Genomic DNA, 22,914 nt, shown 5'->3' on the forward strand with positions numbered 1-22,914 from the left:
GGCCCGACCTGTAGCCAGGCTCCACGGGCCCTTGAGAATCCCGGGCGAGCATCAGGCACCACCCAGCGAGGAGGTTGCCCCGATGCCGACGCTCTTCGATCCGGTCCGACTGGGTCGCCTGCGGCTGCCCAGCCGGATCGTGATGGCCCCGATGGGCCGCGGACGCGCCACCCGGGACGGGACTCCCCTGCCGTACGTGGCCGACTACTACGCCCAGCGGGCCGACGCCGGGCTCATCGTCAGCGAGGCGACCAACCCGGCACCCCGGGCGGTCGGCCACGCGTACAGCGTGCAGTGGCACACCCCCGCGCAGACCCAGGCGTGGACGGCGGTGGCCCGGGCCGTCCACGACGCCGGCGGCCGCATCGTGCTCCAGATCATGCACGCCGGACGAATCGGTCACCCCGCCCTGTACGGTCACCAGCCGCTGGCGCCGTCGCCGGTGCCGGCCGCCGGGCTGGCCCGGACGTTCGACGGGCCGAAGGAACACCCCGAGCCGCGGGAGATGTCGCCGACCGACATCACCGACGCGATCGAGGACGTGGTGCGGTGCGCCGAGACGGCCGTCGCCGCCGGATTCGACGGCGTGGAGCTGCACGGCGCCAACGGCTACCTGGTCCACCAGTTCCTGTCGGCGGTCACCAACCGCCGCACCGACGAGTACGGCGGCGCACCGCACCGACGGGTGCGCTTCGCCGTCGAGTTGGTGGAGGCGGTCGGCGCGGCGGTCGGCGCGGACCGGGTCGGGCTACGGCTGTCGCCCGGGTTCGGGCTCAACGACATGACCGAGCCGGACGCCGCCGAGGTATACCCCGCCCTGCTCCAGGCGCTGCGCCCGCTCGACCTGGCGTACCTGCACCTGGTGCACGGCTCCGACCCGGAGCTGACCCGGGTCGTCCGGGCCCGCTGGGACGGGGCGGTGGTGCTCAACCCGGGCACCGGTCACCTCGGGCCGGAGGCCACCCGGGCCGCGGTGGCGGACGCGCTGGCCGCCGGGTTCGACGCGCTCGCCTTCGGCAAACAGTTCCTCGCCAACCCCGACCTGCCCCGCCGCCTGGCCGACGGCACCGAGTTCAACCCGCCGGACCCGACGACCTTCTATCAGGGCGGTCGCCGGGGCTATCTCGACTACCCCCGCATCGACGACACGGAAGGGAACACCGCGTCATGGTCGTATTCGTCAACAAGCTCACGCTGATCGGCGCCGCCGAGGATCTCGAACGCCACTACGCCAGCGTGGCCGAGTACATGCAGACCCGACCGGGGCTGATCCGGTACGTGCTGAGCCGCTCGCAGAAGGATCCGTCGACGTACTACAACATCGCCGAGTGGACCGACGAGGAGTCCTTCCGTACCGCGCTGCACGAGCCGGAGTTCCGGACCCGCCTGGACCGGTTGACCGGCATCATCAAGGGCGAACCGCACCTGACCGAGCCGGTCTTCCAGTACGAGGCCGACCGCGTCACCGGTTGATGCACCAGTCCACGGCCGCCGGAGCGCGCTCCGGCGGCCGTCGCCTGTCTCAGTAGTTCCCGAGACCGCCGCAGACGTTGAGCGCCTGCCCGGTCAGCGAGGCGGCCGTGTCGGTGACCAGGTAGCCGACCAGCCCGGCGACCTCCTCCGGCGTCGAGTACCGGCCCAGCGGGATCTTCGCCTCGAACCGCTGCCGCACCGCGTCCTCGGTGGTCTGCCAGTGTGCCGCGTACCCCTGGCGTACCCGGACCGCCATCGGCGTCTCCACGTACCCGGGGCACACCGCGTTGACGGTGACGCCGGTGCCGGCCAGCTCGAACCCGACCGCCTTGGTGAAGCCGACCACCCCGTGCTTGGAGGCGGTGTACGGCGCCGCGAGCGCGACGCCCTGCTTGCCGGCGGTCGAGGCGATGTTGACGATGCGGCCCCACCCGGCCTCGCGCATGCCACCGGCGCGCAGCACCTCGCGGGTCACCCGGAACACGGAGGTGAGGTTGGTGGCGAGCACGTCCTCCCAGAGCGCGTCGTCCAGCTCGGCGGTGATGCCGCCGCCGGAGCGGCCGGCATTGTTCACCAGCACCGTCACCGGGCCGAACCGCTGCACCGCCCCGGCGACCAGCCGGACCACGTCGTCCGGGGACCGCACGTCGGCCGCGACCCCGTCGACCTCCAGGCCGCGCCCACGCAGCTTGTCGACGACGGTGGCCACCTGTGCCGCGTCGCGGGCACAGAAGTAGACCGGGAAGCCCTGCTCGGCCAGCGTCTCCACGACGGCCAGCCCGATCCCGCTCGTACCGCCGGTCACCAGCGCCGCGCCGGTACGTCTCGGTGTCGTCATCTCCGTTGTCCTCCTCGATCGTCGATCACAGGGTGAGTACGACGCGGCCGGTGACCCGGCGCTCCAGCAGGGCCCGCACCGCCGTGGCGGCATCGGTCCAGTCCGCGTGCAGCCCGACGTGCGGACGCAGCCGCCCGTCCACCACGAGCCCGAACAGCGTCGCCAGGTCCTCGTCGGCCCGGTGCCGTTCCAGTTCGTCGAGGAGGAACAGATGTTCCAGGCGCACCCCGGCGCGGGCGTGGCCCCAGTCCGGCGGCAGGACCAGCTCGGCGCGCACGGTGTTGCCGAACACCACCGCCACCCCGCCCCGGCGCAACCGCACGAACGCCTCCCGGAACACCGTCCCGCCGACGCTGTCCACGACGACGTCCACCGGCTCCTGCGGCGGTGTCGCGTAGTCGGCGTGCACGCGGTGGCCCCGCTCGGTCAGGTGCCGGCCGCGTTCCGGGGTGCCCACCCAACCGACGACGGTGGCGCCGCCCGCCGCCGCCAGGTCCGCCACGAAACCGCCGACGCCACCGCTGGCACCGGTCACCAGCACCGAGCGGCCCAACAGCCACCCGGCACGCCGCAGCGCGTACAGGGCGGTCAGTCCGGCCACCGGCACCGCCGCCGCGACGGCCGGTTCCACGCCGGACGGTATGGCCGCGAGCCGGTCGGTCCGCACGGCCGCGAGCTGCGCCCATCCGGTCGACGCCGCCACGCCCGCGACGGGTGTGCCGATCGGTGGCCCGGTGCCGTCGTCGGCGGCGCGCACCACCGTGCCGGCGACGTCCAGCCCGAGCCGGGCGCCGGGCGGTTGCCGGGCGGCGAGCAGGAGGTCCGCGCGGTTCACCGCGACGGCGTGCACCTCGACGAGCGCCTCGCCGGGTGCCGGGCGTGGCTCGGGTACGGACTCCAGGCGGAGTCCGTCGGGTTCGTCCGCGGACGTGACCAGTGCTTTCACATCGCCCTCCACCGGTACGACAGGTTCCCGCCCTTCGTACCGACGGGTGCTGGAGTCCTGGTGGAGAGTCGCCGGTGAGATGGGCGTCACTGGGATACGCGTTGCCGGTGCCGCCCGACCCGAGCACGATGTCCGAGGCGGGGTGACGGTAGTCGCCCTGACACTGTGCGTGCATTCCGCCGCTCGACGGGGGACTCGGTGACCGACTTTCGCATTCTCGGGCCGCTGCAGGTCACGATCGACGGGCGACCGGTGCTCATCGGCGCTCCGAAGCAACAGGCACTCCTGGTGACGCTGCTGTGGCGGGTCAACGAGGAGGTGCCGCTGGACGAGCTCTACCCCCGGTTGTGGGGTGACCGCCCACCGGCCCGACCCGCCGCCGCACTGCACGTGCACGTGGCCCGGCTGCGCGCGGTGCTCGGCGACCGCCCCGGTACGCCGACGACCTCGCCCCGCCCCCGGGTGCGTTCCCTCGGCGGCGGCTACGCGTTGCGCACCCCACCGGAGACCGTGGACCTGCACCGGTTCCGCGCGTCCGCCCGCCGGGCGGAGCAGGCCCGACGCGGCGACGACCCGGCCGGCGAACTCGCGCACGTCCGGGCGGCGTTGGCGCAGTGGCACGCGGACCCGGCGCGACCGGCCACGGTGGCGTCCCTCGCGGTGGTGCCCTCGCTCGCCGAGGAGGTCACTCCGGTGCTGGTCGAGGAGCGGTTACGGCTGCTCGAACGACGCTACGAACTGGAGCTGGCCACCCGCCCGCCCGGTGAGCTGGTGACCGAGTTGCGGGCCCTGGTCGTCGCGTACCCGGTGTGCGAGCGGCTGTGGTGTCTGCTGGTCACCGCGCTGCAACGCACCGGTGACCGGGCTGCGGCCCTGGCCGCGTACGAGCGGGCCCGCGCAACGCTGCGGACCCGACTCGGTCTGACACCCGGGCCGGAGCTGGAGGCAGTGCACCGGCGGATCGCCGGGGACGGCTGGCACACCCGCACCGACCTGCCGCCGGTCGACGCCGACCGGCAGCCGCGCGGACCCGGATGGCCGGCCGTCGCCGCCGCGCTGGCCGGTCGGGAGGCCGGCACCGCGCTGCCCCTGGTGTGTCTCGCCGGTCCGCCCGGCCCGGACCGCACCGCAGACGTGGTGGCGCTGGCCCGCCGGCTGCGCGCGGCGTTCCCGGACGGGCAGTGGTACGTGCGGCTGACCGACCCCGCCGGTCGACCGCGTGACCCGGCCGAGGTGCTCGCCGAGCTGCTGCGACGCTCCGGTGTGGCCGCCGACGCGGTGCCCCTGCGTCGCCGGGAACTGGTCACCGCGTACCGCGCCCGGCTCGCCGACCGGCGCGTACTGCTGGTGCTGGACGACGTCCGCGACGCCGAGCAGGTGTACGACCTGCTGCCGGGCACCTCCCGGTGCGCGGTGCTGACCGTCGGCGATGCGGTGGTGCCGGAGCTGGTGGCGCTGCACGGTGCCCGACCGTTCGCGCCCCAGGCGTGGGGCGGTGACCCGCACACCTCCCGACATCACGGGACCGGGGAGCGTCCGGCCGCCACCGCGCGCGTCTCATCGACGCAACAGGGTCCGTAGCACCTGCTCCAGCTGGGTCTCGGGATCGGGCAGCGGACCGACCGACCGCCAGGCCACGAACCGGTCCGGCCGCACCAGCGTGGCGCCGTCGGGCTCGATGCCGTAGCGGGCGCCGAACCGGCCGTCCCGGTCGACGTACTCCCCCGTCGGGCCGATCGTGTGCACGACCAGGGGCACACCGAGCCGCTCGGCGACCCGCGTGGCCGGTTCCGCCCAGGCGGTTCCCGCCGACCCGGTCAGCAGCACGAAGCCCGTGCCGAACAACGCCGTGGTGGAGGTGTCGGCGCCGTCCGGGCCTGTGAGCGGCAGGTAGGGCGCCCGCGATCCGGGCCGGCCGGTGGCCGTGGTCGGGTCCTCCACGAGCGCGCCGTCGTCGCCGGGTTCGAGCAGGACGGCACCGGCCGGGTAGCGGTAGCCGAAGGTGAGCACGGCCGGTGGCAGCGGGGCGGGCACCTCGTCGTCGCGCAGTTCCGGCGCGATCCGTTCGACCAGGTTGGCGAACTGCTGCTCGACGAGCAGCCGGGCGTACGGCCCCCGCTCGGCCTGGTACGTCGACAACAGGTCGGGCCCCGCCCAGCCCTGGATCACGGCGGCGAGCCGCCAGCCCAGGTACCACCCGTCCATGATCGCCGTGTTGCCGCCCAGCCCGCCGGTCGGCGGCATCACGTGGGCGGCGTCGCCGGCCAGCAGCACCCGCTCCACCTGGAACCGTTCGGCGACGGCGCAGGCGATCGAGGTCTCGCCGTACTCGGTGATGTCCATCGGCAGGTCCTGGTCGAGTCCCAGGTCGACGGTGATCTGCCGGGCGATCGCCTCCCGGGACCGGTGCCAGCCCTCCGGCAGCTCCGGGGTGAGATTGCGGAAGTAGCCGTACAGTCCGGGGATCTCGGTGTTGAACAGCACCGCCTTCCCGACGTGGAAGGCCGCGAACCGGGAGCCGTCGGCGGCACCGGGCGTGTGCGCCAGCGGCTCGCTGAGGTCGGCCTTGAACAGCACCCGCAGGACCTGCCCCACCACGCCCCGACCCCGCAGGGGTACGCCGAGCGACTCCCGCACCGGGCTGCGCCACCCGTCGGCGGCGACCAGGTACGACGCCCGCACCCGATGGCGCGTACCGGTCTCGGTCTCCTCCAGGAACGCGGTGACACCGTCCTCGTCCTGCGCGAACCCGAGCAGCCGGGTGCCGAAGCGCACCTCGGCGCCGAGCCCTCGGGCCCGCTCGGCGAGGGCCGCCTCCGCACCGGACTGGCTGGCCGTCCCCCAGTCCTCGGGCGACACGTGTCGCATGGTCAGCTCCCGGCCGCTGACCAGCGTCCGGGTGACCGGACCACCCAGCCGGGGCGCGAGCACCATGGAGAACTCGGTACGGTCCGGACGGCTCAGGTCACGGATCCGGTCCACCAGACCGGCCACCCGCAACGCCTCCATGGTGTGCGGATACTGGCCGGTGGCCTTGACCCCGGTCGACGTGCCGGCCCGGCGCTCCACGACCAGCGGGCGCACCCCGTGCAGGCTCGCGAAGATGGCGGTGCTCAGGCCCGCCGGTCCGGCACCGACCACCAGCAGCGGCCGGTGTTCGACGGCGGTCACGGGACCAGCACCACGCGGCCGAGCTGGCGGCGGTCCTCGATGAGTCGGTGGGCCTGTGCCGCCTCCTCCAGGGGCAGGACCGCGTGCACCGCCACCCGCAGCCGACCGTCGCGGACGAGTTCGGTCAGTTCCCGCTGATTGCGTTGCGCCTCCTCGGGCGCGGCGGCGAGCCAGGCGTCGAACGCGGTGCCCACGATGCTCTTGAGACTCAGCAGGTCGGTCAGGGCGACCCGCGCCACGTCGCCGTCGGCGCCCGCGAATCCGTAGTAGACCAGTCGGCCGAGCGGCTTCAGCAGCGCGAGGCTGGGCGCGAAGACCGGCCCTTCGACGCTGTCCAGGACCACGTCCACCCCGGCGCCGCCGGTCGCCGCCCGCACCTGCTCGGACCAGTCGGGTGCGGTGTAGTCGACCACGACGTCGGCACCGTGCTCGCGGACGAACGCCGCCTTCTCCGGCGAGCCGACCGTGCCGATCACGGTCCCGGCGCCACGCAGCTTCGCCAACTGGGTCACCAGGTGCCCAATCGCCCCGGCGGCGGCGTGCACGAGCACCGACTCGCCGGGGGCGAGCCGACCGACGCTGAGCACGTTCGCGGCGACCTGGGCGGTCGAGGCGAGCGCGGTGGCGACCGGCGCCGACACGTCGTCGGGTACGGCGACGGCCTGCCCGTCGGTGACCAGGACCTGGTCGGCATACGCGTCGGCCACGCCCCAGGCGGCCAGCCGGTCACCGACGGCGAAGCGGTGCTCGCCCGGTCCGACCGCCTCCACCCGGCCCACCACGTCCCCGCGCGGGGCGCTGGGCACCGGCGACGGGAACGGCGCGGTGCCGGAGCGTAGCTGGGTCTCGATGAAGTTGACGCCCACGGCCTCGACCCGGACGCGCACCTGACCCTCGCCGGGCTCCGGCACCGGCACCTTGTCGACGGTCAGCACCTCGGGACCGCCGTGCTCGGAGTAACGGATGACGCGCATGCGGGGGCTCCCCTTCCGTCGACCGGCGGCGCGGTGCCGCCACCGCCGGTTCTAGCCGCAGGCACTCGCGGCCGGGTCGAGGACGCCCCCAGCGTCACGCGGGTTGTCGTGGCGCGCGCAGCGGTCCGGGCACGAACGCGGCGGCCAGACCGGCCACGAGCGCGAACCCGACCACGAACCAGTACGTCCGGCCGTACGCGTCGGGTGCAAAGGTGCCGGCCGCCGCGAGACGGTCCTGGAGGGCCACCGCCACCACGGCGATGCCCAGCGCACCGCCGATCTGGTTGAGGATGAACAGCGCGCTGGTGGCCCGGGGTGCGTCGGCGTCACCGACGGCGAGGTACATGAACGCCATCACGCCCGGCACCGTGAACCCGATGCCGAACCCGCCGACGCCGAACGCGACAGCGGTCACCGTCTGCGACGTGTCGGGGCCGACGCCGGAGAGCACCACCGCGGCGAGGGCGGCGAGCAGCATGCCGATCGGTGCGGTGGCCCGCGCGGTCAGGCGGGCACCGGCCTTGCCGACGGCGATGGCACCAGCGGCTCCGAGGATGCCGGAGGGGACCATCAGCAGGCCGGCGTGCAGTGCCCCGAATCCGCGTGCCTGCTGGTAGTAGAGCGGCGTCAGGAACAGCAGCGCGTTGGCGACCGCGCCGACGAGCAGCATGGTGACCACCGACATGGTGAAGCCGCGCTTCGAGAACAGCCGTACGTCGATCAGCGGCGCGCTGGTACGCAGGGAGTGCAGCACGTACGCCACGAGCAGGGCCGCGCCGACCACGAACGCGGTGACGGCGCGCCCGTCGCCGAAGTCGCCACGGTGCGCGGCGGTGACGAGGCCGTAGATCAGCGCGGCGAACCCGGGCGAGAGCAGGGCCAGACCGAGCAGGTCCAGCTTCGGTGCGGCGGCGTCCCCGGTGGGGCCGTCGGCGGGCAGCACGCGCAGGGCGAGCACCAGCGCGACCACGCCGACCGGCAGGTTGATGAAGAACATCCACCGCCAGCTGATGTCGTCGACGAAGAAGCCGCCGAGGATCGGGCCGAGCACCGGGCCGACGGTGAGCGGGATCGAGATGAGGCCCATCGCCTTGGTGACCCGGGCGGGGCCGGCGGCCCGGGCGATCAGCGCCTGCACGACCGGGAAGATCATGCCTCCGCCGATCCCCTGGACCACGCGGAACGCGATCAGGCTCTCGGCCGACCAGGCCAGACCGGACAGCAGGGAGCCGAGAGTGAACAGCACGACGGCGAAGATCCACACTCGTCGGCCACCGAACCGGTCCACTCCCCACCCGGCGACCGGGGTGGCCATCGCGACGGCGAGCAGGTAGACGGCGGTGACCCACTGGATGGTCGACAGGGGCGCGTCGAAGACGGCGGTCAGGCGGGGCACCGCGACGTTGACGATCGTCTCGTCGAGGAGCGCCATGAGCAGGGCCAGCAGCAGGACGCCGGCCATCTTGAGGAACGCCGGATCGAGGCGGTCGTCGACCGCCGGGCCGGTGGGATCTGGCACGTCGTCGGGTGCCCGCCGCGATGCGGCCCCGTCGGTTGCCGCCAGGGACGGCGTGTCGCTGGACATGATGTGGACCTCCGAGCCGGGTGATCGGGGATTGACGCAGGGATACTACATGCATGTGCACACACATTTTGTCGCACACGAGCGTCCAGCGCGCGGGTTTCCCTGCTCGAACTTGTGGTCAGACGCGAATAAAAGATGCTGTTACATTGAATGAGCAGCGACATGTAGGGTAGGGCGTCAGCAGACGAAGGGGGCGCGATGGCGGAGCGACGCGACGGACAGCCCGACCTGCTCGCCCTGTGGCGGCAGCTGACCGTCCTCACCGGCCGACTCGGGCAGACGCTGGACCGGCGACTCACCCGCGACTTCGACCTGACCCTCACCGAGCTGCTCGTGCTCGACGAACTGACCCGGGGCAACCCCCGTGGCATGCGCATCCAGGACCTCAGCGACGCGGTCGCCCTCGACCAGTCCTCGATGAGCCGCCTGGTCACCCGCCTGACCGCCAAGCAGCTCGCGGCCCGGGTGAGCTGCGCACACGACCGCCGTGGGGTCTACTGCCAGATCACCGAGCCCGGCGTGGAACGGCACGCCCTGGCCGCACAGGCATGCCGGGCGGAGCTGGCCACCGCACTGGACGCCGCCGCCTTCGACGAGCGCCTGGCCTCCGTCGTCGCGCGGCTCACCCGCCCCGTCGGCCTGCCCGCCGACGCCTGACCCGCAGGGAGCACCCGTGCAGCTGTCGATCCTCGACCAGTCGATGATCCCCGAGGGGTCCACCCCGACCCAGGCCCTGCACCACACTCTCGACCTGGCCCGCGCGGCCGACGCGCTCGGCTATCACCGCTACTGGCTCGCCGAGCACCACGCCACGCCGTCGTTCGCGAGCCCCTCCCCCGAGGTCATGGTGGCCCGGCTCAGCGGTGAGACGAGCGGGATCCGCATCGGCAGCGGCGGCGTGCTGCTGCCGTACTACAGCCCCTTCAAGGTCGCCGAGACCTTCCGGGTGCTCCAGGCTCTCGCGCCGGGCCGGGTCGACCTCGGCATCGGGCGTGGCGCCGGGGCCAGTTCCCGCGACGCCCGGCTGCTCAACCCGCACCTCTACACCTCCTCCGACGACGCGTTCGGCGAGCAGGTCGACGCGGTGCGCGCGTTCCTCGGCGCCACCGGCGACCAGGGCGGCATCATGCCGTCGGTGGACGGCACACCCCAGGTCTGGCTGCTCGGCGCGAGTCCGCCCAGCGCGGCCCTGGCCGGTCGACTCGGGCTGCCGTACTCGTTCGCGCACTTCGGCCGCCCGGAGCTGGTCACCGAGGCGGTGCAGACCTACCGGCGGCATTTCGACCCGCGCACCGGCGGCACCCCTCGGGTGATGGTCGGCATCGGCGTCTACTGTGCGCCGACACGCGAGGAGGCGGAGCACGTCTTCGCCAGTCAGCGCCTGTTCCGCCACCGGATGTCCCGTGGCGACCTGCGGCCGGTGCCGCCCGTCGAGGTGGCGCTCGCCCAGTTGCCCGGTCTCGGCGAGGACCTGCTGACCGAGCGCACCGAGTGGCCGCGCTACCTGGTCGACTCCCCCGGCGAGGTGGCCCGGCAGCTCGCCGCGATGAGCGAGGCGGTGGGCGTGGACGAGTTCGTCGTCCTCTCCACGATCCACGACCACCAGGCGCGGGTGCGCTCGTACGCGCTGCTGGCCGAGGCGTGCGGCCTGCGCCCGCGCGACGTCCCGCAACGGTCGGCGCTCGCCACCCTGCTACCCACATGACGGATGTGACCGGCACGCATTTCCCGTCTGGAAACATCGAGGCACGACGATAAGAGGCCCACCGTCCAGGAGGCCGCGTGACCGCGACAGCCGGAAGCGGGCAGACCGCCGACGACGAGTACCGGGTCCTGGGACCCCTGGTCGCGACGCTCTCCGGCCGCCCGGTGCCGGTCACCGCCCCGAAGCAACGCGTCTTCCTCGCGGCGCTGCTGCTGCGGGCGAACACCTGGGTCGGCGCACCGGAGCTGGTCGGCGCGGCGTGGCACGACCGGCCGCCGGAGAACCCCCGGGCCGCCCTCCACGTGCACCTCTCCCGGCTGCGGTCCCTGTTCGCCGGGATCCGCCCCGAGGTGCCCGCGCCGATCGAGACCCGGCCCGGCGCGTACCGCATCGTCGTGCCGCCCGGATCACTGGACCTGCACCGCTACCGCGAGGCGGCGACCCGGGCCCGGGAGGCACGACGGGCCGGACGGCCGGACGCCGAGGTGCACTGGGTACGGCAGGCGCTGGCCGAGTGGCGCGGGGAACCGCTCGCCCTGGTGCCGTCGGTACGCATCCGGCAGGAGGTGGTCACCGGCCTGGTGGCGGACCTGCTGCACCTGACGGAACGGCGCTTCGAACTCGAACTGGCCCTGGGCCGGCACGCCGAGGTCGTCGGGGAACTCCGCACCGCCGTCGTCGCCCACCCGCAGCGGGAACGCCTGTGGGCACAGCTCATGGAGGCGCTCGCCGGCAGCGGTGACCGGGCCGCCGCGCTCGCCGCGTACCACCGGGCCCGGGACCGGCTGCGCGAGGAGTTCGGCGCGACGCCCGGCCTGGAGCTGCGGCAGCGGTACCGCCGGCTGCTCGCCGAGACCGGCGACACCGCGCGAACCCGGACGCCGCACGGTCGGGCGGACCCGCCCGTGGTGGCCGCCCGCACCGGCTGGCGGGCACAGTGCCAACTACCGCCGGACGTCGCCGACTTCACCGGTCGGGCCGGCCTCCTGGCGGAGCTGCACGCGGCGCTGCGGTCGACGCCGGACGGCCCACCGGTGGTCTGCCTGACCGGGGCACCCGGCGTCGGCAAGTCGGCGCTGGCGGTCCGCACCGCACACCGCCTGCGGGACCGGTTCCCCGACGGCCAGTGGTACGCGCACGCCAGCGAGGCCGACGGCGCCGGCCGTGACTGGCCGCAGCTCCTCGCCGAGCTGCTGACCGCCGCCGGGGAGGACCGTCCACCGGCCACCACCGCCGCCGGTGCCCGCGCGTTGCAGCGCCGCCTCGCCGGCCGCCGGGTCCTCATCGTCATCGACGACCTGCACGACGCCTCGGCGCTGCGCGGCCTGTTCCCGCTCGCCGCCGACTGCGCGGTCCTCGTCACGCATCGCGGCCGGCCGGAGGCGCTCGTCGCGTGTCCCGGCGTCCGGGTCGTCGCCCTCGACGTGCTCTCCCCCGCCGAGGCGGCGACGCTGCTGACCGTCATGATCGGCCCGGGCCGGGTCGAGCGGGAGCGCGCGGCGCTGGACGCGCTCGTCGCCCACTGCGACCGGCTGCCGCTGGCGCTGCGGATCGCCGGTGCCCACCTCGCCACCCATCCGACCCAGGGCATCGGCGAGTTCGTCGAGTTGCTCGGGGCCAACCCGCTCGACGCGCTGAGCCTGCCCGGCAGCCGGCGCGCGGCGGTACGGACCGCGTTCCACCTCGCGTACACCGCGCTGCCGGCGCGTACCCGGCGGATCTTCCGGCTGCTGGCGCTCGTGCCGGGAGTGTCGCACCGCGCCGAGACCGTCGCGGAGCTGGCCGGTCTGCCGGTCGCCACCGCGGCGCAGGGGCTCGACGAGCTGGTCCGCGCCCAACTCGTCGAGCAGGGCCGCGACGGAGCGGTACGGCTGCACAGCCTGATGGCGCGCTACGCCGCCGAGCGGGGACGCGCCGAGGACACACCCGCGTACCGCCGGGCGGCGCTGCGCCGGTTGGGCGAGTGGTATCTGCGCACGGCCGACGAGGCGGTGCGGCTGTGCCACCCGGACGTGGTGCGGGTGCCCGCCACCCACCGGACGTCGACGTTCGGCGGGCGTCGGGCGGCCCGTGGTTGGCTGGCACGGGAACGGCGCAACCTGGTCGCGGTCGCGGTGCACGCCGCGTCCACGGGTCTGGTGCCGCTGGCGGTCCGGCTGACCGACGCGCTGCGCGGTCCGTGCGGAGCCGACCGGCACCACGCCGACTGGCGGCTGGCCGCCGAGGCGGCGGTCGACGCGACCGACCCGGCCCGCGAGCCGGTGCACGCCGCGATCGCCCGGCTCAACCTCGGCCTGGCGTTGCAGGGCCTGCACGACCTGGACGCCGCCGAGCCGCACCTGCGGCACGCCCGCGACCGGTTGCACCGGCACGGTCCGGCACCGCTGGAGATGGTCGCGGTCACCGCGCTGGCCATGCACCGCCTCCAGCGCCCCCGGAAACGGTTCGACGAGGCCATCCGCCTGCTGCACCGTGGCCTGCGGCTGTGCCGGCGACTCGGCCTGCGCCAGGCGCAGGCGCGCTGCCTGCTGCACCTCGGGATGGCCCACCACGGGCGCGGCGACCTGCGGCTGGCCCGCCGACACCTGATGACGGCGGCGCGCATCGGCGAGCGCCTCGGTTCCTGCTCGGCCCAGCCGGAGATCCTGGCCCGGCTCGGCACGGTCTGCGGCGACCTGGGCGCGCACCGGGAGGCGGTCCGGTGGCTGCGGGAGGCGTTGCGGCTCGGGCGGTGCGCCCGGTCGGCACACTCCGTGGCGCTCGCCTCCTACGGCCTGGCCCGGGTCGGTCGGGCCACCGGGCACCGGGACCGCGCGCACCGGCACGTCGGTCGGGCGATGGCCTTTGCCGAGGAGGGCGGCTACGTCGCGCTGCTGGTCAACGCCCGCAACCTGCTGGCCGCGTTGCACCAGGACGAGGGCCGGGCGGATCTGGCGGAGCCGGAGTACCGGCGGGCGTTGCGCGAGGCCGAGCGCATCGGCCACCCGCAGGCGCGATGCGAGGCGCTGATCGGGCTGGCCGTGCTGGCGCAGCGACGCGGCCACCACCGGGAGGCACGCGACCACGTCCGGACGGCGGCCGGTGCGGCCCGGGCCGCCGCCTCGGTGCGTCTCCAGGCGCACGTCCGGCAGATCGGTGCCGGGCTCCGGCGAACCTCTAGCGCGAGCTGACACGCTGCCCCGGCAACGACCGGCGGCACGCGGAGGGGGCACATGCTCGCGCTACGGACACGGCGACTGTTCGACGGGGTCCGCCCGGTGCCGATGGCGCGGCCCACCGTGCTCCTCTCCGGCGGCGTAATCGAGGCGGTCCTGGACGGTCCGCCGCCGCGCGACGCCGAGCTGGTCGACCTGGGCGACACGACCCTGCTGCCCGGGCTCGTCGACGCCCACGTCCACCTGGCCTTCGACGCGACACCGGACACCATGGGCAGTCTCGCCGTCGCCGACGACGACACCCTGCTGACCCGGATGCGGACCGCCGCCACGGCGACGCTCGACGCCGGTGTCACCACCGCCCGTGACCTCGGCGACCGGGGTTACCTGGGGCTCCGGGTCCGGGCCGAGACCGCCGACACGCCACACCGTGGGCCCCGGCTGCTCGTCGCCGGACCACCGATCACGTCGTACGGCGGACACTGCTGGTTCCTCGGCGGCGAGGTCGACGGCGTCGACGCGATCCGCGCCGCGGTGCGGCAGCGGGCCGAACGCGGGGTCGACGTGGTGAAGGTCGTGGTGACCGGCGGCCAGCTCACCCCGGGTTCGCTGCCGCACGAGATGCAGTTCGGGCCGGTGGAGTTGGACGCGGTCGTGCGGGAGGCCCACCGGTACGGGCTGCCGGTCACCGGCCACTGCCACGCCGCCGACGGCATCGCCGCCGCAGTCACGGCCGGCTTCGACGGCATCGAACACTGCACCTTCGTCACCGCCGACGGCGTACGCGCGGACCCGCCGCTGCTGGCCCGGATGGCGACGGCCGGGACCCGGATCACGCTCACCCTCGGCACCGCCGGACACGGTGGCGGCGGTGGCGATGGCGGCGGTGACCCGCGCCGGGCGGCGGTGCACTCGGCCCTGCGCCGGGTGGCCGGTTCCGGTGTCCCCGTCGCGTGCGCCAGCGACGCCGGCTGCGGGCCGGGCAAGCCGCACGGGTCGCTCGCGTACGGGGTCGAGGCGATGGTGGGTCTCGGCGTCCCGCCCACGGCCGCGCTACGGGCGGTGACCTCCGGGGCCGCGCAGGTCTGCGGACTCGCGGACCGGATCGGCCGGATCGCACCCGGGTACGACGCCGACCTGCTCGCGGTGCACGGAGACCCGACCGTCGAGCCCGGTGCGCTGCGGCGCGTCGCCGCCGTCCTGCGCGCCGGACAGCGGGTGCGGTAGCTCCTCCAACGGTGCTGGATCGGACGTCGATCGGCGCGCGGGAGGCTCGACGGGCATCCCGACCGAGCCGGCAGGAGGTCCCCCCGTGCCCGAACCCACCGTCCACACCACACGCCACACCGTCGACGTGAGCGCACCCGTCGACGCGGTGTACCCGATCATCGCCGACGTCACCCGCTGGCCGTACACGTTCGCTCCCACCGTCCACGTGGACCTGATCGAGCGGGAGGCCGACGGGCCGCAGCACCGCGAACGGCTGCGGCTCTGGGCCACCGCCAACGGCGTGGTGCGCTCCTGGGTCTCCCGGCGCACGCTGACGCCCGCCGAGGGCCGGATCACGTTCCGGCAGGAGGTGTCGGCAGCGCCGGTGGCCTCGATGGGCGGCGAATGGCGGCTCGAACCGATCGACGGCGGCACCCGGGTCGTCCTGCTGCACGACTACTCCGTGGTGGACGAAGACCCCGACGCCGCCGAGTGGGTGGCGCGGGCCGTCGAGCACAACAGCACCGCCGAGCTGGCGGCGCTGCGCGCGGCGGCGGAGTCCGCCGAGGACGGCACCCTGCTCTCCTTCGCCGACGAGGTGTACGTGGCCGCCCCGGCGCAGGACGTGTACGACTTCCTCTACCACGCCGACCGGTGGCGGGAACGGCTGCCGCACGTGGCCCGGGTGGAGCTGACCGAGGACGAGCCCGGCGTACAGATCCTGGAGATGGACACCGTCGCGCCGGACGACAGCGTGCACACCACCAGGTCGGTCCGGGTCTGCTTCCCCGCCGACCGGATCGTCTACAAGCAGACGGTGCTGCCGCCGCTGCTCGCGGCGCACACCGGCACCTGGACGCTGCGCCCCGACCGGGACGGCGTGGTCGCCACGTCGCATCACACGGTGGTGCTGCGCCCGGATCGGGTGACCGCGTTGCTCGGCGACTCGGCGACCCTCGCCGACGCCCGGGACCTGGTCCGCCGCTCGCTGGGCACCAACAGCCGTCGCACGCTGGAGCAGGCACGGCGGCACCTGCAACCGGTCGCCGACTGAGAGCGGGGGGGGGGGGGGGGGGGGGCCGCCCCCCCCCCCCCCCCCCCCCCCCCCCCCCCGCCGCGCTCAGTTCTTCGGCTTCGGCGGTACGTGCAGGCCGAAGGCGAGCCCCTGGTTGTCCCGGCACTCCGCGAACGCACCCCACTCCTCGGTGGCCGGGCGCATCGGCTCGACCTCGCCGCCGAGTTCCTGCACCCGCTTGATGGCGGCGTCGATGTCGTCCACCCGGAAGTAGAGGTAGTGCTGCGGCGGCCCGGGGTCGCGGTGGAAGCCGCCCGGCACCGCCGCCTCCCCGGTGTCGATCGACCCACCGTGTTCCTGCGCCTGCACCTTCCAGCCGAACAACTCGGCATAGAAGCTGCTGGCCACCGCGACGTCCGGCACCCCGAACTCGAAGTACGACAGCTGTCCTGACACGACCGGCCTCCTCGGTCCAACGATCCGGTGCGCCACCCGACCGACCGTCCGGACGGGGGGCTATCTAACGCAACAAACTACACTAGGATTCGACCCAACATACTCCGCTGACCGTCGCCATCCGGATGGCGCGCCGAGCCGGAAGAGGTGTCACCACGTGCCCGTCACCGCCGCTCCGACCGAACTGATCCCGGACACCGCCGCCCTGATCGGCGCCGTTCGCACGGCCACCACCACCGGCGGCGTGCACGAGCACGTGTACGCCGCCGACGGACGCGTCACCGCCGCCGTGCCGCTGGGCGGCGCCGCCGAGATGGACGCGGCGGTCCGTGCCGCCGGCGAGGCCCTCGACGGCTGGCGGGCCACTCCCGGCAACGTACGCCGGGACCTGCTGCTCGCCCTGGCCGACCTGGTCGAGCGGCACGCGACCGAGCTGGGCGGGTTACAGACGCTGGAGAACGGCTGCCCCCGGCAGTTCGCCTCGGTGATGCCCCGCGTCGCCGTGGACCACCTGCGGTACAACGCCGGATGGGCGGACAAGGTCGGCGGCGAGGTCGTCCCGACGTGGCCGATCCGGGCCGTCGACTACACGCTGGACGAGCCGTACGGCGTGGTGGCCCTGATCATTCCCTGGAACGGCCCGCTGGTGTCGGTCGCGCAGATGCTCGGCCCGGCGCTCGCGGCCGGCAACACCATCGTGCTCAAGCCCTCCGAGCTGGCGCCGTTCACCGCGTTGCGCATCGGTGAGCTGGCGCTGGAGGCGGGCTTCCCGCCCGGCGTGCTCAACGTGGTGCCCGGCGGGGCGGCCGGCGGCGAGGCGCTGGTCCGGCACCCGGGCGTGGACAAGGTGCACTTCACCGGCGGCGGCAGCACCGCCCGGCGGATCCTCGCCACCGCCGCCGAGCGGCTCCTGCCGGTGGGCCTGGAGCTGGGCGGCAAGTCGGCCCACGTCATCTTCGCCGACGCCGACGTCCGGATGGCGGCCCGGCTGGCGATGAGCGGTGTCGTCGCGCTCAGCGGCCAGGGCTGCGCCAACGGCACCCGGGTGCTGGTGCACTCGTCCGTCTACGACGAGGTGCTGCGGACCGTCGCCGCCCGGCTGGCCCGGGTGCCGCTCGGCGATCCCGCGCAGGAGCGCACCATGATGGGCCCGGTCGTCAGTGAGCAGGCGTGCCACCGGATCCTGGGCGTGGTGGACCGGGCCCGGGACAAGGGCCAGGGGCGGCTGGTGACCGGCGGCGAACGGCTCGGCGGTGATCTGGGCGACGGGTACTTCATCGCGCCGACGGTGTTCGGGGAGGTCGACCCGGACAGCGAGCTGGCGCAGGAGGAGATCTTCGGGCCGGTGCTGGCGTTCACCTCCTTCGACACGGAGGAGGAGGCGATCCGGCTGGCCAACGGCACCCGCTACGGCCTCGGGGCGTACCTGCACACCACCGACCTGCGCACGGCGCACCGGGTGAGCCGCGCGGTGGCGGCGGGCAGCGTCTGGGTCAACGGGGTGCCCGGCGTGCTGCCGTCGGCCCCGTTCGGCGGGATGCGGCAGAGCGGCTGGGGCCGGATCGGCGGCGAGGCCGGCGTCCGGGAGTTCCTGCGGCCGAAGAACGTCTGGATCGCCGCCTGAGGTCGTCCCCGGCACCGGCCGGAACCACCCGGAGAGCGTCACCCGCCTGACGGGCGGCCGTCGGCCGCCCGTCAGGCGACTACAGCCGCCAGGACCGGGTCGCCTCCTGCTCGGCCCACATCCGCGCGTACCGCCCGTCGCGGGCCAGGAGTTCGTCGTGCCGTCCCACCTCGACGACCTCGCCGCCGTCGAGGACCACGATCCGGTCGGCGTGCCGCACCGTGCCGAGCCGGTGCGCGACCACCAGCACCGTGCGGTCCCGGATCAGGCCGGACAGGGCCTGCTGGACGTGGCGCTCGTTGGTGGCGTCCATCGCCGCGGTCGGCTCGTCGAGCAGCACGATCGGTGCGTCCTTGAGAATGGCTCGGGCCAGCGACAACCGCTGCCGCTCCCCACCGGAGAGCGTCGCCCCGCCCTCACCGACCAGGGTGTCCGCGCCCTGCGGCAGCCGGGCCACGATCTCGTCCACCCGGGCCTGCGCCGCCGCGCGGTCCACCTCGTCGTCGTCGGCCTCCGGCCGACCGAAGCGGATGTTGTCCCGCACCGACTCGCTGAACAGGTAGCTGTCCTGGAAGACCACGGTCACCGCGTCGAAGAGGGTCCGGCTGTCCAACTCCCGGATGTCGACCCCGCCGATCCGGATCGTCCCGGAGTCCGGCGCGAAGAACTGGGCCAGCAGGTGCAGGCAGGTGGTCTTGCCGGCGCCGCTGCTGCCGACCAGCGCGGTCACCGTGCCGCTGGTGGCCTCGAAGCTGACCGACCGCAGCGCCGGGCGGGACGCACCCGGATAGGTGTAGGAGACGCGGTCGAACTCGACGTCGTGGCCCTGCGGCGCCGGTCCGGCCCGGACCTCCGCCGGCACCGGTTCGGCCAGCAGCGCGCCGAGCCGGTCCACGGCCGCCTCGCCGACCCGCAGGCTCTCGGTCTGCTCGCCCATCGCCCGCAGCGGCCCGTGGATGCGCAGCGACAGCACCGCGAACACCAGAAAGGTGGCCGGCGCCAGGTCGCCGCCGATCAGCAGGAAGGCCCCGGCCAGGAGCACCACCGGCAGCCCCAGCTCGATCACGGTCAGGAAGAGCACCAGCGGGACGACCAGCTTGTTCACCAGCCCGATGCTCGCCTCCCGGTGCCGGACCAGGGCCTGCGCGAGGCGACTGGAGCGCTCACCCGTGGCGCCGTGTGCGCGGGCCACCGCGATGCCCGAGACGTACTCCTGGAAACGGGCCGCGGCCTGGCCGCTGGCCTGGGCGCGTTCCGCCGCGAGCCGGGCGAAGGTCCGCTGCGACCAGGCGTAGACCAGCATCGCCAGCGGGATGGTGGCCAGCGCGGCCAGGCCCATCCGCCAGTCCTCGACCAGCAGGCCCACCGCGATCACCAGCGGCAGCAGGGCCGCGCCGATGATGGTGGGTACGGCGCCGAAGACCACCGGCTCCAGCTCGCTGAGGTGATGCGTGACCAGGGCGGTGAGGTCACCGGTCTGCCGTTTGGTGTGGTAGCCGAGCGGGAGCCGGCGCAGGTGTTCCAGCGCCCGCAGGCGCAGCTCGCCGAGGAGTTCGAAGGAGGCCACCCAGCTCTGCCGCTGGGCGAGCAGGTCGAAGCCGAACTGGCCGACGGTCGCCGCCACCACGGCGGCGCTCCACAGGAGCACCTCACGTTGGCTGATCGGCGGTCCGCCGAGGTTGGCCTCGCGGAGTCGTTGCAGGACCACGACGAGCAGCCAGATCGGCACCGCGATGCAGACCGCCGCCGCCATCCGGGCGGCGATCCCCCACAGTTGCTGACGACGCAGCCGGGGATCGGACAGCTCCCAGAGACGGCGGATCAGCGCCACGGTGCGTCCGGCCACCGTGCTGACCGGCGGGGCGTCCTGCTGACCGCCGAGGGGTGAGGTCAGGATGCTCATCCGCGCGCTCCGCTCCGCTCGTCGCTGGCGCCGAGACTCCATCGGGCGCTGGTGGTGGCGTCGGCCCAGAGCCGCGCGTACGTGCCGTCCGCGGCCACCAGGTCGTCGTGGCGGCCGGTCTCGACCGCCCGGCCGTCGGTCAGCACCACGATCCGGTCGGCGTCCCGGATGGTGCTGAGCCGGTGCGCGATGACCAGCAGGGTGCGCCCGGTGGCCAGGTTCGCCACCGCCTGCTGGATGGCGATCTCGTTCTCCGGGTCGGTGGAGGCGGTCGCCTCGTCCAGCACCACCACCGGCGCGTCCTTGAGCAGGGCACGGGCGATCGAGATGCGTTGCCGCTCGCCACCGGAGAGGGTGGCGCCCCGCTCGCCGACGACGGTGTCGTAGCCCTGAGGCAGGGAGAGGATGAAGTCGTGGCAGCGCGCCGCACGGGCGGCCCGGTACACGGTCTCGTCGTCCAGGTCGGGGCGGCCCAGGGTCAGGTTGGCCCGGACCGTGTCGTGGAACAGGAACGGGTCCTGGAACACCACCGCGACCGTGTCCATCAGCTGGTCGACGGCCATCTCCCGGACGTCGACACCGCCGACCCGGACGCTGCCGGCGTCCACGTCGAAGAACCGGGATACCAGCCGGGCGACGGTGCTCTTGCCCGAGCCGCTGGGACCGACGACGGCGGTGACCCGGCCCGCCTCGGCGTGGATGCTCACCCCGTCGAGGGCGCGTCGGTCGGGGGTGTAGCCGAACGAGACGTCCGCCAGCTCGACCGAGGCCGGGCCGAGCGGCACCCGGCGACCGGTGTCCGGCAACGCCGGGCTGTTCAGCAGGGCGGCGATCTCGTCGGCGCCGAACCGCACCTGGCGCAACTGCGAGCTGTAGCCGGTGAGCTTGGTCAGCGGCGCGGTGTAGCCGAGGGCGAGCAGCAGGAACAGCAGCAGGGTGGGCACGTCGACCGCGCCGTCGCGATAGAGCCAGAGCCCCACCGGTACGACGACGGCCACGTTGGCCGCCATGATCGTGAAGTACGCGGCCCCGCCGGGCAGGAAGGCCAGTCCCCAGCGGGTCTCCGAGTCGACGTACCGGCGGACCGCGTCGGTGGCCCGGGCCACGGTGTCGGTCTGCCGGTTGAACACCTTGACGGCCTTGATGCCGTGCAGGAACTCGGTGACCGTCTGGTTCATCGCCATTCCGGCGCCGTGCCACTGCGCCACCCACGCGCCGGAGCCCCGGGTGGCGTGCCGCATCGCCAGCATGGCCAGCGGGACGACCGCCACCGCCGCCAGCGCCAGCCGCCAGTCGATGACGAAGAGCCAGACGGTGGTGGCCGCGACCACGGTCAACGCGGCGACCGCGTCGGGCAGCATGTGCGCGACGAAGACCTCGATGCGTTCGACGTCCTCCATGGCGAGCTTGCCGACCCCGCCGCTGCCGCGCCGGGTCACCTCGCCCAGCGGCAGCACCGAGACGCGTTCGGCGATGCGCTGGCGCAGCCGGTGCAGCAGCCAGTACGCGCAGACGTGGCTGATCGCCAGGGCCCCGCCCATCAGCGCGGTGCCGGCTGCGATGGCGACCAGTGCGACGACGGCGTACCGGATCAGGGAACCGCCGTCGGGATCCGCCTCGGTGACCAGCTCGACCGCGACCCGGTAGGCCATCAGATAGGGCACGAGCTGGAACGCCACCGCCGCGACGGCGAGCAGCACGGCCGAGGTGAGTCGGCCTCGTTGTGCGCGTACCAGTGATCGGAGCAGTTCGCGGCCGCCACCACCGGCGTCCGTGTCGGTCCCGGCGGCCATCGCCCACCCCGTCTCGTCGGCGGTCGTCGGTCCCTTGAGGACCTCCCGAGCGGTGTAATGGTAGTCGTTATCGATGTCGGGAGACAGGCTCCCCGCGCGCAAATGTCGCCGACGGTGGGCCGACCGACCGCTCAGGGTGATCGACACCTGTCCGAACGGACCACCTCGGACACCGTCCCGGGCCGTCCGGCAAAGGTTCTCCCGCGCCGATTGAACCGATACACCGCCGTCGGCCGTACGTCTTGGGCGAAGGGAGTGGCCCATGAAGCGCATGACCCCGTTGCTCACCCTCCTCTCGGGGGCGGTGACGGCCGCCGTGCTGTTCACGATGAGTGCGCAGGCATCCCCGCCGGGAACCCAGCCCGCCGCCGGGAACGGACCACCGGTCGCCGCGCCGGCACCGTCGACCGGGATCGAGGACGACGTCGAGGCCGACGTCGAGGACGAGGTGGACGACCCCGCCGAGCCGGAGGTGGACCCGGACGCCCCGGACGGCGCGCGGCCGGGCGTGACCTCGCCACCGGCCGACCGGGACCCGTCGTCCGCCGGCACCGAGGTCAACTCGGTGGAGCAGAACTGGATCGGCGAGCTGGAGAACGGCGCCACCATCGCGATCACCGTCAAGAACGGCAAGGCGGAGGCGTACGTCTGCGACGGTCGGGAGATGGAGGTCTGGCTGTCCGGCACGGTCCGCGACGGCAAGATCGAGCTGACCGGCAAGGACGCCAAGCTCTCCGGCGTGATCCGGGGCGACGTGGCCAGCGGCGAGATGATCGTCGGCGTACGCCGGTGGAAGTTCACCGCCCGGCCCGAGCAGAAGACCGACGACAGCCCGGTGGTCAAGTCCGGCTCCGGCACCGCCCCGGCGATCTACCGGGCGACCGAGGACATCCGTGCGGCCGGCATCGACGGTGGCTGGATCATGCTGCCGGACGGTACCCAGATCGGGATCGTCACCTGGAACGGCAAGCCCATCCCGGCACCACCGCTGGACCCGGCCTTCTTCACCACCAAGGTCAACGGAGTCACCATCACCGCCGCGCCGGTCGTCCCCGGAGCACGGTGAT

The 22,914-nt window shown here is 74.0% G+C and carries 18 protein-coding genes; 10 read left to right on the forward strand and 8 right to left on the reverse strand.

Annotation, left to right across the window (positions count from 1 at the left end; translation table 11 throughout):
• The first annotated feature begins 82 nt into the window (after positions 1 to 82).
• Both ACIBO1_RS25665 and ACIBO1_RS25670 read left to right on the forward strand, forming a co-directional pair.
• Positions 83 to 1,198 (forward strand): alkene reductase, encoded by a 1,116-nt coding sequence (locus ACIBO1_RS25665; RefSeq protein WP_396750809.1) that lies wholly within the window; start codon positions 83 to 85, stop codon positions 1,196 to 1,198.
• Positions 1,168 to 1,473, forward strand: a complete 306-nt coding sequence (locus ACIBO1_RS25670; RefSeq protein WP_131054866.1) for an antibiotic biosynthesis monooxygenase — start codon at positions 1,168 to 1,170, stop codon at positions 1,471 to 1,473. The genes ACIBO1_RS25665 and ACIBO1_RS25670 overlap by 31 nt, the downstream gene beginning before the upstream one ends.
• 49 nt (positions 1,474 to 1,522) lie before the next feature.
• On the opposite strand, the gene ACIBO1_RS25675 is transcribed toward ACIBO1_RS25670, so the two are convergent.
• Together ACIBO1_RS25675 and ACIBO1_RS25680 are read right to left on the reverse strand one after the other, a co-directional pair.
• Positions 1,523 to 2,311 carry an SDR family NAD(P)-dependent oxidoreductase gene (locus ACIBO1_RS25675; protein WP_396750811.1) on the reverse strand — a complete coding sequence of 263 codons (789 nt, stop codon included), beginning with the start codon at positions 2,309 to 2,311 and terminating at the stop codon, positions 1,523 to 1,525.
• A 25-nt stretch (positions 2,312 to 2,336) separates the two neighbouring features.
• A complete protein-coding gene (locus tag ACIBO1_RS25680) occupies positions 2,337 to 3,257 on the reverse strand; it encodes a zinc-binding dehydrogenase (protein WP_396750813.1) in 921 nt (306 codons plus the stop codon).
• A gap of 198 nt (positions 3,258 to 3,455) precedes the next feature.
• Between ACIBO1_RS25680 and ACIBO1_RS25685 the strand changes: the two genes are divergently transcribed.
• Positions 3,456 to 4,838 carry a BTAD domain-containing putative transcriptional regulator gene (locus tag ACIBO1_RS25685; RefSeq protein ID WP_396750815.1) on the forward strand — a complete coding sequence of 461 codons (1,383 nt, stop codon included), beginning with the start codon at positions 3,456 to 3,458 and terminating at the stop codon, positions 4,836 to 4,838.
• Here the strand turns inward: ACIBO1_RS25685 and ACIBO1_RS25690 are convergent.
• From ACIBO1_RS25690 to ACIBO1_RS25700, 3 genes are all read right to left on the reverse strand, one after another.
• Complete coding sequence (locus ACIBO1_RS25690; protein WP_396750817.1) at positions 4,815 to 6,428, reverse strand: FAD-dependent oxidoreductase; 1,614 nt, start codon at positions 6,426 to 6,428, stop codon at positions 4,815 to 4,817. The genes ACIBO1_RS25685 and ACIBO1_RS25690 overlap by 24 nt on opposite strands.
• Entirely contained in the window at positions 6,425 to 7,402 is a 978-nt protein-coding gene (locus tag ACIBO1_RS25695; RefSeq protein WP_396750819.1) for a zinc-binding alcohol dehydrogenase family protein, read from the reverse strand. The genes ACIBO1_RS25690 and ACIBO1_RS25695 overlap by 4 nt, the downstream gene beginning before the upstream one ends.
• Before the next feature lie 94 nt (positions 7,403 to 7,496).
• A complete protein-coding gene (locus ACIBO1_RS25700; protein WP_396750821.1) occupies positions 7,497 to 8,987 on the reverse strand; it encodes a DHA2 family efflux MFS transporter permease subunit in 1,491 nt (496 codons plus the stop codon).
• 198 nt (positions 8,988 to 9,185) lie between these two features.
• On the opposite strand from ACIBO1_RS25700, the gene ACIBO1_RS25705 reads away from it, so the two are divergent.
• The 5 genes from ACIBO1_RS25705 (at position 9,186) to ACIBO1_RS25725 (ending at position 16,110) form a co-directional block, all read left to right on the forward strand.
• A complete protein-coding gene (locus ACIBO1_RS25705) occupies positions 9,186 to 9,644 on the forward strand; it encodes a MarR family winged helix-turn-helix transcriptional regulator (RefSeq protein ID WP_396750823.1) in 459 nt (152 codons plus the stop codon).
• Between the two features lie 16 nt (positions 9,645 to 9,660).
• On the forward strand, positions 9,661 to 10,692 hold the full coding sequence (locus tag ACIBO1_RS25710) for an LLM class flavin-dependent oxidoreductase (RefSeq protein WP_396750825.1): 1,032 nt from the start codon (positions 9,661 to 9,663) through the stop codon (positions 10,690 to 10,692).
• A 77-nt stretch (positions 10,693 to 10,769) separates the two neighbouring features.
• Positions 10,770 to 13,862, forward strand: coding sequence for an AfsR/SARP family transcriptional regulator (locus ACIBO1_RS25715; RefSeq protein ID WP_396750827.1), 3,093 nt, complete (start codon positions 10,770 to 10,772; stop codon positions 13,860 to 13,862).
• Positions 13,863 to 13,904: 42 nt separating this feature from the next.
• Positions 13,905 to 15,074, forward strand: a complete 1,170-nt coding sequence (locus ACIBO1_RS25720) for an amidohydrolase family protein (RefSeq protein WP_396750829.1) — start codon at positions 13,905 to 13,907, stop codon at positions 15,072 to 15,074.
• 85 nt (positions 15,075 to 15,159) lie between these two features.
• The gene (locus tag ACIBO1_RS25725; protein ID WP_396750831.1) at positions 15,160 to 16,110 is read left to right on the forward strand and encodes an aromatase/cyclase; all 951 of its coding nucleotides are present in this window, start codon (positions 15,160 to 15,162) and stop codon (positions 16,108 to 16,110) included.
• Positions 16,111 to 16,176: 66 nt separating this feature from the next.
• Here the strand turns inward: ACIBO1_RS25725 and ACIBO1_RS25730 are convergent, their stop codons facing one another.
• The gene (locus ACIBO1_RS25730) at positions 16,177 to 16,527 is read right to left on the reverse strand and encodes a VOC family protein (protein WP_396750833.1); all 351 of its coding nucleotides are present in this window, start codon (positions 16,525 to 16,527) and stop codon (positions 16,177 to 16,179) included.
• 157 nt (positions 16,528 to 16,684) lie between these two features.
• On the opposite strand from ACIBO1_RS25730, the gene ACIBO1_RS25735 reads away from it, so the two are divergent.
• Positions 16,685 to 18,151, forward strand: a complete 1,467-nt coding sequence (locus tag ACIBO1_RS25735; protein WP_396750835.1) for an aldehyde dehydrogenase family protein — start codon at positions 16,685 to 16,687, stop codon at positions 18,149 to 18,151.
• 79 nt (positions 18,152 to 18,230) lie between these two features.
• Here ACIBO1_RS25735 and ACIBO1_RS25740 read toward each other — a convergent pair whose 3' ends face one another.
• On the reverse strand, positions 18,231 to 20,054 hold the full coding sequence (locus ACIBO1_RS25740) for an ABC transporter ATP-binding protein (protein ID WP_396750837.1): 1,824 nt from the start codon (positions 20,052 to 20,054) through the stop codon (positions 18,231 to 18,233).
• Complete coding sequence (locus tag ACIBO1_RS25745; protein WP_396750839.1) at positions 20,051 to 21,847, reverse strand: ABC transporter ATP-binding protein; 1,797 nt, start codon at positions 21,845 to 21,847, stop codon at positions 20,051 to 20,053. Before ACIBO1_RS25745 ends, ACIBO1_RS25740 begins: the two co-directional genes overlap by 4 nt.
• Before the next feature lie 262 nt (positions 21,848 to 22,109).
• Between ACIBO1_RS25745 and ACIBO1_RS25750 the strand changes: the two genes are divergently transcribed.
• The gene (locus ACIBO1_RS25750; protein WP_396750841.1) at positions 22,110 to 22,913 is read left to right on the forward strand and encodes a hypothetical protein; all 804 of its coding nucleotides are present in this window, start codon (positions 22,110 to 22,112) and stop codon (positions 22,911 to 22,913) included.
• Position 22,914: the final 1 nt, after the last annotated feature.

The organism is Micromonospora sp. NPDC049903 (genome assembly GCF_044460945.1).
In the GTDB taxonomy this organism is placed as follows: Bacteria; Actinomycetota; Actinomycetes; order Mycobacteriales; family Micromonosporaceae; genus Micromonospora.